This window comes from Luteimonas cucumeris (assembly GCF_007830035.1).
GTDB lineage: Bacteria > Pseudomonadota > Gammaproteobacteria > Xanthomonadales > Xanthomonadaceae > Luteimonas_C > Luteimonas_C cucumeris.
Genome location: NZ_VLKN01000003.1, coordinates 48,567 through 62,092 on the forward strand (window position 1 = coordinate 48,567; position 13,526 = coordinate 62,092).

Here is a 13,526-nt window from a genome sequence, read left to right on the forward strand (position 1 = left end):
CGGGCGGCCGCGAATCGCATTCATCTGGAGTCCCCATGTCCGATCTCACCGAACACGAAACCCTGCAACTGCCGGTATTGCCGCTGCGTGATGTGGTCGTGTTCCCGCATATGGTCATCCCGTTGTTCGTCGGCCGGGACAAGTCGATCCATGCGCTCGATCAGGCGATGGAGGCCGACAAGCGCATCCTGCTGGTCGCGCAGAAATCCGCGGAGACCGACGATCCCGGCGCCGACGATCTTTACCCGATCGGAACGCTGGCGCAGGTCCTGCAACTGCTCAAGCTGCCCGACGGCACCATCAAGGTGCTGGTCGAAGGCGTGGCGCGCGCGCGCGTCGACAAGGTTGTTTCCCGCGACGGTTCGCTGAGCGGCAGCGGCGTGGTGATCGAGTCCGCCGATTCGCGCGAAGGGCGCGAGGTCGAGGCGATCGCACGCTCGCTGATGTCGCTGTTCGAGCAGTACGTCAAGACCAATCGCAAGCTGCCGCCGGAACTGCTGCAGACCTTGTCCGGCATCGACGAGCCGGGCCGCCTGGCCGACACCATCGCCGCGCACCTGGGCGTGCGCCTGTCCGACAAGCAGAAGCTGCTCGAGACGATCGAGGTCGGCGAGCGCCTGGAGTTACTGGTAGGTCTGGTCGATGGCGAGATCGACGTGCAGCAGATGGAGAAGCGCATTCGCGGTCGGGTCAAGTCGCAGATGGAGAAGAGCCAGCGCGAGTACTACCTCAACGAACAGATGAAGGCGATCCAGAAGGAACTGGGCGATCTGGACGAAGCGCCGAACGACATCGAGGAACTCGCGCGGAAGATCGCCGAAGCCGGAATGCCGAAGCCGGTCGAAACCAAGGCCAAGAACGAACTCAACAAGCTCAAGCAGATGTCGCCGATGTCGGCCGAGGCCGCGGTGGTGCGCAACTATCTGGATTGGTTGCTGGGCGTGCCATGGAAGAAGCGCAGCAAGATCCGCAAGGATCTGAAGGCCGCGCAGGACGTGCTCGATGCCGATCATTACGGCTTGGAAAAGGTGAAGGAACGCATCCTCGAGTACCTGGCTGTGCAGACCCGGGTGAAGCAGATGAAGGGCGCGATCCTGTGCCTGGTCGGCCCGCCGGGCGTCGGCAAGACTTCGCTTGGCCAGTCCATCGCCAAGGCCACCAACCGCAAGTTCGTGCGCATGTCGCTGGGCGGCGTGCGCGACGAAGCGGAGATCCGCGGGCACCGCCGTACCTACGTCGGATCGATGCCCGGGCGCATCGTGCAGAACCTCAACAAGGCCGGCGTCAAGAATCCACTGTTCATGCTCGACGAGATCGACAAGATGTCGATGGACTTCCGCGGCGATCCGTCCTCCGCGTTGCTGGAAGTGCTCGATCCGGAGCAGAACAACTCCTTCAATGACCACTACCTCGAAGTCGACCTGGATCTCAGCGAGGTGATGTTCGTCGCGACTTCGAACTCCTTGAACATTCCCGGGCCGCTGCTGGACCGCATGGAAGTGATCCGTATCCCCGGCTACACCGAGGAGGAGAAGATCAACATCGCGATGCGCTACCTGGTGCCGAAGCAGCTCAAGGCGAACGGCCTGAGCGAGAAGGAACTGAAGATCGCCGACACTGCGGTCAAGGACATCGTGCGCTACTACACGCGCGAGTCCGGCGTGCGCAACCTCGAGCGCGAGATCGCCAAGATCAGTCGTAAGGTGGTCAAGGAGATCGCGCTGGCCGGCCCGAAAGCGAAGACCAAGGTGCTGACGGTGACCAGCAAGAACCTGGAAAAATACCTGGGTGTGCAGCGTTACGACTTCGGTCGCGCCGAAGAGGACAACGAGATCGGCCTGGTCACCGGCTTGGCGTGGACTGAAGTGGGCGGCGACCTGCTGCAGGTCGAGTCGACGCTGGTGCCCGGCAAGGGCCAGCTCATCCTTACCGGCCAGCTCGGCGACGTGATGAAGGAATCCGCATCCGCGGCGTTGTCGGTGGTGCGTGCGCGCACCGAGCGGCTCGGCATCGAACTGGATTTCCTGCAGAAGCTCGACGTGCACCTGCACGTGCCTGAGGGCGCGACGCCGAAGGACGGGCCGAGTGCGGGCATTGCGATGGCGACTGCGCTGGTGTCGACGCTGACCAAGGTACCGGTGCGTGCCGACGTGGCGATGACCGGCGAGATCACCTTGCGCGGACGCGTGCTGCCGATCGGCGGGCTGAAGGAAAAGCTGCTCGCGGCTTTGCGAGGCGGTATCCGCACCGTGATCATTCCCGAGGAAAATCGCAAGGATCTTGCCGATATTCCGAAGACCGTCAGCCAGCACATGAAGATCGTGCCGGTGAAATGGATTGACGAGGTGCTCGATCTCGCGCTTGAACGCCCGCTCACGCCCAACGTTGCCGCGAAAGGCATCGAAGAAGTCGTACGCGACAATGACAAGGCGATCAAGCAGGTCGATGTCAAGCACTGAAGGTCGATGAAAAGCGCCTGAAAAAAGCGCTGAAACCCGCGCCGCTATTGGCTTTTCGTGTTGCATGGCTAAAATGGCGCTGGTATAACAATCGCAACCGAGATGCGCGTGTTCACCGCGCATCGAGGCACGTCCGGCCGGGCACGACTATGGAAATCTCCGTAGTGGGGAACCCGGCCATCATCCAGCGGTCATGACCGCACAGGGAGTCCCAGAATGAATAAAAGCGAATTGGTCGAGGCCGTGTCCAGCGAGTCCGATCTGTCGAAGGCCGACGCCGGCCGTGCAGTCGATGCATTCATCGGCGCCGTGACCAAGGCATTGAAGAGCGGCGAAGACGTGACGCTGGTGGGCTTCGGCACGTTCACCGTGCGTGCGCGCGGCGCGCGTACCGGCCGCAATCCGCGTACCAACGAGACCATCAACATCCCGGCCTCGAAAAATCCTGCGTTCAAGGCTGGCAAGGCCCTGAAGGATGCAGTAAACTAATCGGCCCGCGACAGCCGCCTTGGCGGTTGTCGAAAAGCACCGGGGTGCTTAGCTCAGCGGTAGAGCGTCTCCTTTACACGGAGAGGGTCGGGGGTTCGAAACCCTCAGCACCCACCAGTTCCAAGGTCCTCGCCAAAGGGTTGCCCCAGAGCAGGTTCACAAAGCGGAGTGGTAGTTCAGTCGGTTAGAATGCTGGCCTGTCACGCCGGAGGTCGCGGGTTCGAGTCCCGTCCACTCCGCCAGTCGTACCCGAAGGCGCCCGAAAGGGCGCCTTCGTCTTTTCGGCCCTGCGTGGACCGCCCGATCGGTCGCGCCTGAGGCCGGCCGAAGCAAGTTAAACTGCGCGGCTACGTAACGACCCAAGACTGCCCATGCTGCAGAACCTCAGAGACAAGTCCTCGAGCTGGATCGCCAAGGTCATCCTGGCACTATTGCTCATTCCGTTCGCCTTCTTCGGGGTCGAGCAGTACCTCTCGCAGCGGGTCGACAACTACGCGGCCAAAGTTTCCACGCCGCCGACCTGGTGGCAGTCGGCGCCGTCATGGTGGCCGGCCAGGATGTTGTGGACGCACCACGAGGTCAGCGTCGACGAGTTCCGTACCCGTTTCGAGCAGCAGCGCCAGCAGCAGCGCGCCGAGGCCGGCGACGCCTTCGATGCGAAGGCGTTCGAGAGCGTCGAAAACAAGCGTACCGTGCTCGACAAGCTGATCGACGAGCAGGTGCTGCGCATCGCCGCCGAGCGTTCGGGCATCGTGGTCAGCGACGCCGAAGTGCGCGACACCATCCAGTCGCTGCCGGAGTTCCAGGTGGACGGCAAGTTCGACGTGCAGCGCTATCAACTGGGCCTGGCGTCATTGATTCCGCCGCGCACGCCGCTGCAGTTCGAGCAGCTGGTGCGCGACAGCCTGCAGCAGTCGCAGATTCCGGGCCGCATCGCCGACTCCTCGTTCGTGACCTCCGGCGAGTTGGACCGCATGCTCGCGCTGCTGGGTGAAAAGCGCGATGTGAGCTTTGCATTGCTGCCCGCCGTAGCCGACACGGGCGCGATCAGTGGCGAGGAAATACAGAAGTGGTATCGCGACCACGCCAGCGAATACCGCGCGCCGGAATCGGTAAGCATCGAATACGTCGAACTCAACGCCGCCACGCTGCAGATGATGCCAGCCGACGATGCCGAACTGCGTCGTCGTTACGATCAGGAAAAGGCGCGTTTCGTCGCCGCGGAACAGCGCCAGGCGGCGCACATCCTGGTCCGCGTCGACGCCAATGCGGACGCTGCCGCGCAGAAGACCGCCGAGCAGAAGGCGACACAGCTGGCCGCGCAAGCCAAGCAGCCTGGCGCCGACTTCGCGGCCCTGGCGCGGGCCAATTCGGATGACCCGGGTTCCAAGGATGCCGGCGGCGACCTGGGCTGGGTCGAAAAGGGCCTGATGCCCAAGGCTTTCGAGGACGCCTTGTTCGCGATGCAGCCCAACCAGGTCAGCGCGCCGGTGAAGACCGAGTTCGGTTACCACGTGATCCGGATGGGAGAAATCAAGGCCGGCCAGCAGGTGGCGTTCGAGGACGTGCGCGAGCAACTGGCGCGCGAACACGCCGAAGCCGATCGCGAAAGGCAGTTCAACGAGATGGCGGGTCGCCTGGTCGACCTCGTCTACAAGAATCCGACTGCGCTGGAGCCGGCGGCGCGCGAGCTGAACCTGCCCGTGCAGACACTCGGTCCCTTCTCGCGTGGAGCCGATGCTACTGGCATCGCGGCCAACCCCGCGGTACAGCGCGCCGCGTTCTCGGAAACGCTGGTGCAGGACGGCACGGTCAGCGATCCGATCGAGATCGCGCCCAATCACAGCGTGCTGATCCGGGTCACGCAGCACACGCCCGAGCGCACGCTGCCGCTGGCGGAGGTACGCGAGAAGGTGATCGCCGGCATTCGCGCCGATCGCAGCCGCAAGGCATCGGAAGCCGCGGCTGATGCGGTGTTGGCGCGGGTGCAGAAGGGCGAAACCCTGGAGGCCATTGCCGCAACGCAGGGCTTGCAGGCGAATTCGGCCCAGGCGCTTCAGCGCGGCGCGCCGGTACCGACTCCCGAAGCCAACGAAGCCGTCTTCGCCGTGCCGCGTCCTGCTGCGGGCAAGGTGTCGCCTGGCAAGGTTGCATTGCCCGACGGCAGCCACCTGGTGTTCGCGGTCAGCAAGGCCGAGCCGGGCGATCCGGACAGCCTGCCGCCGGCGCAGCGCGAACAGATGCAGAACCAGATGGCGCAGATGAAGGGCGTCGATGCCGCGCAGGCCTATGTATCGGCGATGCGCAAGCAGATGAAGGTGGAAGTGGCCGAGGACCGGCTATAAGCCTCGCCGAAAATCGCATGGAAAAAAAGGCCCGGCAATGCCGGGCCTTTTTCTGCATCGGCATCGAGAGCTTCTCCGCTGCCGGACAAGCGAGCCATCCGTGAATTCAGCGAATTTTTGTACGCTGGCGGCTGCCGCGCGCATGGCTCGCGCATGCGGCAAGTGAGTCGTAGCTCAAGTTACTCGCTATCGCCCACGCCGGTCATGCCCAGGATGTTGTAGCCGGCATCCACATACGTGATCTCGCCGGTCACGCCTGCCGCAAGATCGGAACAGAGGAAGGCGGCGACGTTGCCGACGTCCTCGATGCTGACGCTGCGACGCATCGGTGCGTATTGCTCGACGTGGCCCAGTATCTTGCGGAAGCCGGCGATGCCGGAGGCGGCGAGGGTGCGGATCGGGCCAGCCGAGATCGCGTTGACGCGGATGCCTTCCGGGCCGAGGTTAAGGGCCAGGTAACGCACCGATGCTTCCAGGCTGGCCTTGGCCACGCCCATCAGGTTGTAGTTGACCAGCGCGCGCTCGGCACCCAGGTAGCTCAGCGTCAGGATCGCGCCGTTGCGGCCCTGCATCAGTGGGCGTGCGGCCTTGGCCAGCGCCGACAGCGAGTAGGCCGAGATATCGTGTGCCAGCGCGAAATTCTCGCGCGTCATGCCGTCGAGGAACTGGCCGGCGATGGCTTCGCGCGGGGCAAACGCGATGGCGTGGACGAGGATGTCGAAGCCATCATTCCAGTGCTGGCCGAGTTGTTCGAAGCAGGCGGCGATCTGTGCATCGTCGCTGACGTCCAGCGGCAGGACGATGTTGCTGCCGTACTCGGTGGCAGCGGACTCGACGCGGCTCTTGAGCTTCTCGTTCTGGTAGGTGAACGCCAGTTCGGCGCCTTCGCGGTGCATGGCCTCGGCGATGCCGCTGGCGATCGAACGCTCGCTGGCGATGCCGGTGATCAATGCGCGCTTGCCTTGCAGGAAGCTCATGGTCTGCCTTCGTCTGTTGCGGATCAGGACGACAAGTTTGACGCCGCAGGCCGGCCCAGTCGAGTTCCGGTCGCGGCGTGCCGCGGCAGCGGCTCGCCGTCGACATCGGGCTGCGTTCAATCCTGCAGCTTGAGCACCATGCCGGGCCTGATTACGCCGTTCGCGCCGATCCCGTTGCGATCGCGCAGTTCGGCGAGGTTGACGCGGTACTTGCGTGCGATCACCGACAGCGATTCGCCGCGCACCACGGTATGAGTATATGGCTGGGGTGATTCGCCGGTCCCGGCGATCAGGATCGGCATGGCTGCCGCGGCGCCGGCATCGGCGAGCGTGGCGATGGCGACCGGTGTCGGCATCCCGGCGCTGCTGGCTGGCGCCAGTACGCGCAGGTCGCGGTCATTGCGGGCAAGGCGGCCGCCGACGAAGGCGGGATTCATGCGTTTGAGCGCGGTGGCATCCAGGTCGTAGCGGGCGGCCCAGCGATCTAGGCGATCGATGTCCGCCGGCCAGGATTGCGCGGTGAGTACCGGCACCGGACGGTCGATCGCACGCATCCATTCCTCGCGGTCGTCGGCCTGCGCCATCAGGCAGGACAGCGCATGCAGCTTGCGCACGTAGGCATGGGTAATGCCGGACAGGCCGACCAGTTCCGCCGGCCGCGCGGTGCGCGCGTTCTGGCCGCTGCGCCGCAACGATTGCAGCAGCCGGTACTCGCCAGCGTTGTAGGCCATCACCGCCAGCCGCCAGTCGCCGGCGAACATGCCGTGCAGGGTCTTGAGATAACGCACCGCGGCGCGGGTGGACTCCACCGGCGACAGGCGGCCGTCGAAGCCGGGCTGCACCGGCACGCGGTGGTTGCGCGCCGTGACGGCGATGAACTGCCACAGCCCGGCCGGGCCGCCGGCGCTGCGTGCGCCAGGCTGGTAGCCGCTTTCCACGAACGGGATCAGCGCGAACTCGGTCGGCAGGTTGGCCTCGATCAGCGCGTCGACCACGTAACCAAACAGCGGCAGCACGTCGCTGTCGGGATTGCCGAGCCGTTTCGGTGCATTGGCGAAGTGCTCGCGCCAGCGCGGGCTGACCGCGTCGGCGTCGCAACTCGGATCGGCGAGGTGGTCGCGGAAGCGCTGGTAGATCACCAGGCCGCTGCGGGTGGCTGCCGGTGCCTGCGTCGCCGGAATTGGCGTCGCCGGTGGTATGGCCGCTTCCTGCCCGGTGGTCTGCGCCGATGCCGAAGCTGCGCAGAGCAAAGCCAGGACGAGTGCGATGGCGCTCCTCATGCGCGGAAACCGTCTTTCCAGCGCCGCAATTCGGCGAAAGTTTCGACCCGGTCTGCCGGTGCGCGCCCCGCATGCGCCGTGACCGAGGCGTGCACGGTTTGTTCGTCGACGCGCAGGAACGGATTGGTGTCGCGCTCCTGTGCCAGCGTGCTGGGTACGGTCGGCTGTCGGCTTTCGCGCAATGTGATGGCTTCCGCTTCGCGTGCAGCCAGTGCGGCATTGGCGGGCTCCACGGTCCGCGCGAAACAGGCATTGGCGAGGGTGTATTCGTGGCCGCAGCAGACCGCCGTGTCCGCGGGCAGGGCCGCCAGGCGATCCAGGGAAGCCAGCATCTGCGCCGGCGTGCCCTCGAACATCCGGCCGCAGCCGAGGCTGAACAAGGTATCGCCGCAGAACAGCGGATTGCCCTGGCCCGGGAAGTGGAAGGCGATGTGACTGCGGGTGTGCCCGGGTACCGCCAGTACATCGAAAGGCTGGCCCAGAAGTTCGCCGCGATGGCCGTCGCCGACGCGCCCGGTCGCGACGGTGATGCGCGGATCGTCGGGACCGAGCACCGGCAGCGCCGGCCAGCGCCGCAGCAGGTCCGGCACCCCGCCGATGTGATCGTCGTGGTGGTGGGTCAGCAGGATCGCCACGGGTGTCAGCCCCTGTTCGGCCGCCGCCAGCACCGGGCCGGCCTCGCCGGGGTCGACGACCAGGGCCCGACCCCCGTCATCGGCCCAGATCCAGATGTAGTTGTCGCTGAACGCCGGCAGGGCCTGCAAACGCATCGGGTGACGCTCCGGAAGCTTTCCCGCAGAATTCCGACCATGCCCGTCCGCTCCGCCAGCCGTCAACCCGATGGCGCCCGCTCCTGGTTCATGACGCCACAAGGCCAGGCATTGCTGCGCAGCGAGGAGGGCCCGTTGCGCCAAGGCCTGGGCGAACGCCCCGGCCTGCCCGCGTTGCTGCTGGCGCCGCATATTCCGGATATCGGCCAGAACAATGGAGTTTTCATTCGTTTAAAGCAGGTTAATGGCATTTTCGACGGAGATGTCCGCTGTGCGACCATCTTGCCGATCGCCAGCGAAGCAGTCGGCACGGTGATCCTGCAGCACGTCGCCGAGACTTGTGCAGCCTGGCCGGAGCTTCTGGAAGAATGCGTGCGGGTGCTGGTCCCGGGCGGGCGCCTGTGGATCTTCGCGCTCAATCCACTTGGCCTGTATCGGGCGCGCTGGTCCGGCAATGGCCTGCGCAGCTGCGAACCGGTCACCTGGCGGCGACGGCTGCGCGCGCAGGGCCTGCAGCCGGAGCCGGTATCGGTCGGCCTGGGCCCGCGCTGGCGGATCCAGCCCGTGCCCGATCCGCAGACGGGCGCCGGTAGTCGCGCCGCCTACCTGCTACGCGCCGAGAAGCAGGTCATCCCCCTGACCCGGATCCGGCAACCGGCGTTGCGCTGGCAGCCTGGTCTGCCCGCCGCATGACCCAACCCGCAGGAAACCCCACGCGTTGAAATCCATCGAAATCCACACCGACGGCGCCTGCCTCGGCAACCCCGGTCCGGGCGGCTGGGCGGCGCTGCTGCGCTACGGTAGCCGCGAGCGCGAACTGGTCGGCGGCGAACCGGCGACCACCAACAACCGCATGGAACTGATGGCCGCGATCGCCGGCCTGGAAGCGCTGACCGAGCCCTGCGAGGTCGCGGTGCATACCGATTCGCGCTACGTGCAGCAGGGCATCTGCGAATGGATGCCGAACTGGGTGCGGCGCGGCTGGAAAACCGCCGGCGGCGATCCGGTCAAGAACCGTGATCTGTGGGAACGCCTGCATGCCGCCACGCAGCGGCACAGGATCGACTGGCGCTGGGTCAAGGGGCACGCGGGCGATCCGGACAACGAGCGCGTCGACGAGCTGGCGCGCGTCGAGGCGTTGAAGTTCAAGCAGCGGCTCGCGGCGTTGTAGGTGGGCGCCGTCGCACCATCGCAGATCGACGAATCGCGACAACGCCTGCGCCGAAGCGGTATTCCACAATGACGCCGGCGTTCAATCATCCACGCGGGAGAAATCCGCGACGGTGGGCCAGGGCCACCCTACAATGACGTCATGCGACAGATCATCCTCGACACGGAAACCACCGGTCTCTCCTGGGAAAAAGGCAACCGCGTAGTCGAGATCGGCTGCGTGGAATTGTTCGAGCGCCGACCCACCGGCCGCACGTTCCACCGTTATCTCAGACCCGATTGCGCGTTCGAGCCCGGCGCCCAGGAAGTCACCGGACTGACCCTGGAGTTCCTGGCCGACAAGCCGCAGTTTGCCGAGGTGGCCGATGAATTCCTGGCATTCATCGACGGCGCGGAGCTGGTGATCCACAACGCGGCCTTCGATATCGGCTTCCTCGATTCCGAGCTTTCCCGGTTGGGTGCGCACTACGGTCGCCTGCGCGAGCGCAACCCGGTGCTGGATTCACTGGAGCTGGCGCGACAGCGCTTTCCGGGTCAGCGCAATTCGCTGGATGCCCTGTGCCGACGACTTGGCGTCGACAATTCGCACCGGCAATTGCACGGGGCGCTGCTCGACGCGCAACTGCTGGCCGAAGCGTATCTGGCGCTGACTGCGGGGCAGAGCGAAATCGGCTTCGACAGCCTGGTCGAGGTCGAAGAGCAGGTCGTGATCGATCGCCTCGTGCCCGCGCTGGCAGGTCCGCGGCCGCGGGTGCAAGCCGATGAAGCGGACCTGGCCGCGCACGAGGCGCGGCTGGCCAAGATCCGCACGCGTGCCGGAGTGTGCATTTGGGACGCGGAGCGCGTGGAAGAAGCTGCGTAGAGCGCAACGGGTTGCAGTTGTTGCTGATCAGGGGCGCGCAGCCGACTAGGCCCCACAAATCAGGAATGCCGCCGCCAGCGCCCGGAGTCCAGGCGGTGCGACGTGGCGCAGCGGTCAATGCCGGCGAACCAGGATTGCCGTGACGTTGTCCGAGCCGCCGCCGTCGAGCGCGGCAGCCACCAGCCCGTCGACGCATTCCTGCGCGCTGCATTCGCCATGCGACAGGATCCGCGCGATGCCGCGGTCGTCGACTTCCTCGGTCAGGCCATCGCTGCACAACAGCAGTTGCATGCCCGGCCGCAGTTCGCCGGTCATGGTCTCGACATTGAGCTGGACCGGATCGGTCACGCCCAGTGCCTGCGTGACCACGTTGCGATGGGGATGGCTGCGCGCCTGTTCATTCGTGATCGCGCCTTGGGCGATCAGTTCCTGCACGTAGCTGTGGTCCTGCGACAGCTGCGCCAGCTGGCCGTCACGCCACAGGTAGACGCGGCTGTCCCCGACCCAGGCCACCTCGAAACGGTTGCCGGACACGCGCGCCGCGACCACGGTGGTGCCCATCGGCAGCGCCTCGTTGCGGCGCTTGGAAGCACGGATGATCTCCTCGTCGGCGATGCGGATCGCCTGCACCAGGGGCGTTCCCTCGCGCACCTCGCGGACGATGGTCTCGCGCGCCAGCGCGCTGGCCACTTCGCCGTACTCGTGCCCGCCCATGCCGTCGGCCACCAGCCACAGGCCCAGTTCGCTGTCGCCGTAATAGGTGTCTTCGTTCAGCTCGCGCCGCAGGCCCACATGGGTCAGGTGTCCAAACTCGATCATGAGTCGATCATGCCGGTGATGTGAGCTCTCTTTAGGCGGATAACGGAATGATCGCGGCAGGGAGGACGCGAGGCAACATCAGGGAAACCCTTAGGCCTCGATGCGGGCCGATTTCCCCTGGCATCGAAAAACGAAAAACGCCCCTTGCGGGGCGTCTTGCGTATCTGGCGGAGAGGGTGGGATTCGAACCCACGGTGCGCTATGAACGCACGCCTGATTTCGAGTCAGGTACATTCGACCACTCTGCCACCTCTCCGGTGTCCCGGACGCGGGCGCATGCGGCCGGGGGCGCAATGATACGGGCCACGGGCAGCGTGGACAAGGCACGGCGTAAACTGGCCGCCCCTCATCCGACCCATCGCCATGTCCGAAATCCTCGTCCCCGTGTCCTTCGGCGAACTGCTCGACAAGATCGCCATCCTGCAGATCAAGTCCGAGCGCATGACCGATCCGGCCAAGCTGGCCAACGTGCGCAACGAACTGGAGGCGCTGGAGAAGACCTGGATGGCCCACCCGGCCGCCGTGGAGGACATCGCCCGGTTGCGCGCGGAACTTAAGAAGGTCAACGAACGCCTGTGGGTGATCGAAGACGATATCCGCGTCAAGGAGAAGGCACAGGCCTTCGACGATGAATTCATCCAGCTGGCGCGTAGCGTCTACTTCGAGAACGACACGCGCGCGCGGATCAAGAAGGACATCAACCTGGCGCTGGGTTCGAGCTATGTCGAAGAGAAGTCGTACGAAGACTACAAGGCCCGCGCCGCGCAGTGAGTCAGCTGGCGGGGTGGCGCCCCGGCCAGCTTGCCACAGGCAGCAGCCATCAGCCACGAAGTGTTCATCCTCATGAGGCCGTCATCCCGAACCCGGTGAGGAATCTGCTTGATTGCCAGCGTACCGGAGTGACATCTCGGCACGCCGCGCGCCGACCGCCAGCCGCATTCAGCCGGTCTTGCTTTCGATGTACTCGTCCATCCGGCTCAGCAGCCGCCACCATTCGGAGCCATCCTCGCGATAGGTGCGGATCGCGCCGGCTCGCACCAGGATCTTGCGCAGTTCGTCGTCGCTGAAGCCGCCCAGGTGCTTCTGCAGTACCTCGAACGAGCGATCCGTATAGCCCTTGTGGCTGAGGAAATGGCGGGCCGTTTCCTCGGCCATGTATTCGGTCTTGTGCTGTTCGCGCGTCAACCGCAGCTGCTGGCCGTGCAACTGCCGGTTGAGCAGATAGCTGATGGCGCCGCCGACGACGGCACCCAGCAAAGTGGCCAGCGCTCCGGCGAGGGTGGGATCCATGTCAGCTCCTTCATTGGGATTGGCGATAACGCTCGAATGCGGCGATCCCGTCTTCGACGGTCACCAGGTCCATCACGCCATCGTGCTCGATCTTGGTGCCCCACTTGATCTGTGCCGCCGGCTTGCCGAGGTATTTCCGCGCCGCGTCGTCGTACCGGTCCACGCAATAGCGCCGATCCGAATACGGCCCGCTGCGCGCCGGATTGCTGGCCGCGTGCAGGCCCAGCACCTTGCTGCCCATCGCGTTGGCGATGTGCATCGGGCCCGAGTCCGGCGTCATCACCAGGTCGGCGCGCTCCAGCAGTGCCGGCAGCTGCTTCAGCGTGTCCTTGCCGACCAGGTCCAGCGCCGACGCCTGCATTGTGGCCAGGATGGCATCGGCAGTGTCGCGTTCGAGTGGGCTGCGACCGCCGCACAGCACGATGCGCCATCCCTGCACGGCAGCATGATCGGCGACCGCGGCGTAACGGTCCGCGCGCCAGTTGCGTCGCACATGGCTGGAGCAGGGCGAGATCAGCAATGTCGGCCGGCCGTCTTCCGGCCACTGTGCACGGGCCCAAGCGCGCGCGTCGTCCGGAACCGGCAGGTCCCAGACGACTTCGTCCTGGCTCAGGCCCAGCGGTTCGCAGAAACTGCCGATCGCGTCGAGGACATGGATGCCAGGCCGGTCGGCGATGCGCTCGTTGATGAACAGGCCATGCAGATCCTTCGAGCGCGAACGGTCGTAGCCGATGCGGCGCACGGCCGGGACGAACGCCGACAGCAGGTTCGCGCGCGCCGCCACCTGCATCTGCAGCAGCGCATCGAAACGCCGGCCGCCGAAGCGCCTGCGCAGTTCGCGCATGCCGTTCAGGCCGCTGTGCTTGTCGTAGACCAGGAACTCGACGCCCGCCAGCCCTTCCAGCAGTTTGAACTCGCCCTTGCCGATCACCCAGCTCAGGGCTACTTCCGGCCAGGCGCGGCGCAAGGTGCGTATCAGCGGCACCACATGGGTGGCGTCACCGAGCGCGGACAGGCGCAGCAGGCAGATCGAACGCGGCGGGGCAGGCGATGCGTGCACGTGTT

General features: G+C 65.5%; 13 protein-coding genes and 3 tRNA genes. 9 read left to right on the top strand and 7 right to left on the bottom strand.

The window, feature by feature from the left end; translation table 11 throughout:
* Nucleotides 1-35 precede the first annotated feature (35 nt).
* The 5 genes from lon (at nucleotide 36) to IP90_RS06300 (ending at nucleotide 5,293) form a co-directional block, all read left to right on the top strand.
* The gene (gene lon / locus IP90_RS06280; protein WP_144898780.1) at nucleotides 36-2,459 is read left to right on the top strand and encodes an endopeptidase La; all 2,424 of its coding nucleotides are present in this window, start codon (nucleotides 36-38) and stop codon (nucleotides 2,457-2,459) included.
* 216 nt (nucleotides 2,460-2,675) lie between these two features.
* The gene (locus IP90_RS06285) at nucleotides 2,676-2,948 is read left to right on the top strand and encodes an HU family DNA-binding protein (RefSeq protein WP_144898781.1); all 273 of its coding nucleotides are present in this window, start codon (nucleotides 2,676-2,678) and stop codon (nucleotides 2,946-2,948) included.
* Nucleotides 2,949-2,990: 42 nt separating this feature from the next.
* Nucleotides 2,991-3,065 (top strand) — tRNA-Val (locus IP90_RS06290).
* Between the two features lie 48 nt (nucleotides 3,066-3,113).
* Nucleotides 3,114-3,190, top strand: a tRNA-Asp gene (locus IP90_RS06295).
* Between the two features lie 129 nt (nucleotides 3,191-3,319).
* Nucleotides 3,320-5,293, top strand: a complete 1,974-nt coding sequence (locus tag IP90_RS06300; RefSeq protein WP_144898782.1) for a SurA N-terminal domain-containing protein — start codon at nucleotides 3,320-3,322, stop codon at nucleotides 5,291-5,293.
* A gap of 179 nt (nucleotides 5,294-5,472) precedes the next feature.
* Here IP90_RS06300 and IP90_RS06305 read toward each other — a convergent pair whose 3' ends face one another.
* From IP90_RS06305 to gloB, 3 genes are all read right to left on the bottom strand, one after another.
* On the bottom strand, nucleotides 5,473-6,270 hold the full coding sequence (locus IP90_RS06305; protein WP_144898783.1) for an enoyl-ACP reductase FabI: 798 nt from the start codon (nucleotides 6,268-6,270) through the stop codon (nucleotides 5,473-5,475).
* A gap of 116 nt (nucleotides 6,271-6,386) precedes the next feature.
* Nucleotides 6,387-7,550, bottom strand: a complete 1,164-nt coding sequence (locus IP90_RS06310; RefSeq protein ID WP_144898784.1) for a lytic transglycosylase domain-containing protein — start codon at nucleotides 7,548-7,550, stop codon at nucleotides 6,387-6,389.
* On the bottom strand, nucleotides 7,547-8,320 hold the full coding sequence (gene gloB / locus IP90_RS06315) for a hydroxyacylglutathione hydrolase (RefSeq protein WP_144898785.1): 774 nt from the start codon (nucleotides 8,318-8,320) through the stop codon (nucleotides 7,547-7,549). The genes IP90_RS06310 and gloB overlap by 4 nt, the downstream gene beginning before the upstream one ends.
* A 39-nt stretch (nucleotides 8,321-8,359) precedes the next feature.
* Here gloB and IP90_RS06320 point away from each other — a divergent pair, with 39 nt between their 5' ends.
* The 3 genes from IP90_RS06320 (at nucleotide 8,360) to dnaQ (ending at nucleotide 10,352) form a co-directional block, all read left to right on the top strand.
* Nucleotides 8,360-9,013: a methyltransferase domain-containing protein gene (locus tag IP90_RS06320; protein WP_144898786.1), complete on the top strand. Its 654-nt coding sequence runs from the start codon at nucleotides 8,360-8,362 to the stop codon at nucleotides 9,011-9,013.
* Nucleotides 9,014-9,038: 25 nt separating this feature from the next.
* A complete protein-coding gene (gene rnhA, locus IP90_RS06325; RefSeq protein WP_144898787.1) occupies nucleotides 9,039-9,491 on the top strand; it encodes a ribonuclease HI in 453 nt (150 codons plus the stop codon).
* 141 nt (nucleotides 9,492-9,632) lie between these two features.
* Nucleotides 9,633-10,352: a DNA polymerase III subunit epsilon gene (gene dnaQ / locus IP90_RS06330; RefSeq protein ID WP_144898788.1), complete on the top strand. Its 720-nt coding sequence runs from the start codon at nucleotides 9,633-9,635 to the stop codon at nucleotides 10,350-10,352.
* A 114-nt stretch (nucleotides 10,353-10,466) separates the two neighbouring features.
* On the opposite strand, the gene IP90_RS06335 is transcribed toward dnaQ, so the two are convergent.
* Nucleotides 10,467-11,171 carry a PP2C family protein-serine/threonine phosphatase gene (locus IP90_RS06335; protein WP_144898789.1) on the bottom strand — a complete coding sequence of 235 codons (705 nt, stop codon included), beginning with the start codon at nucleotides 11,169-11,171 and terminating at the stop codon, nucleotides 10,467-10,469.
* A 165-nt stretch (nucleotides 11,172-11,336) separates the two neighbouring features.
* Nucleotides 11,337-11,427: transfer RNA gene (locus IP90_RS06340), tRNA-Ser, on the bottom strand.
* Between the two features lie 107 nt (nucleotides 11,428-11,534).
* Here IP90_RS06340 and IP90_RS06345 point away from each other — a divergent pair.
* Entirely contained in the window at nucleotides 11,535-11,942 is a 408-nt protein-coding gene (locus tag IP90_RS06345) for a DUF6165 family protein (RefSeq protein ID WP_144898790.1), read from the top strand.
* Between the two features lie 168 nt (nucleotides 11,943-12,110).
* Here IP90_RS06345 and IP90_RS06350 read toward each other — a convergent pair whose 3' ends face one another.
* Complete coding sequence (locus IP90_RS06350) at nucleotides 12,111-12,461, bottom strand: hypothetical protein (RefSeq protein WP_144898791.1); 351 nt, start codon at nucleotides 12,459-12,461, stop codon at nucleotides 12,111-12,113.
* A 10-nt stretch (nucleotides 12,462-12,471) separates the two neighbouring features.
* Nucleotides 12,472-13,521: a glycosyltransferase family 9 protein gene (locus IP90_RS06355; RefSeq protein WP_242007505.1), complete on the bottom strand. Its 1,050-nt coding sequence runs from the start codon at nucleotides 13,519-13,521 to the stop codon at nucleotides 12,472-12,474.
* Nucleotides 13,522-13,526: the final 5 nt, after the last annotated feature.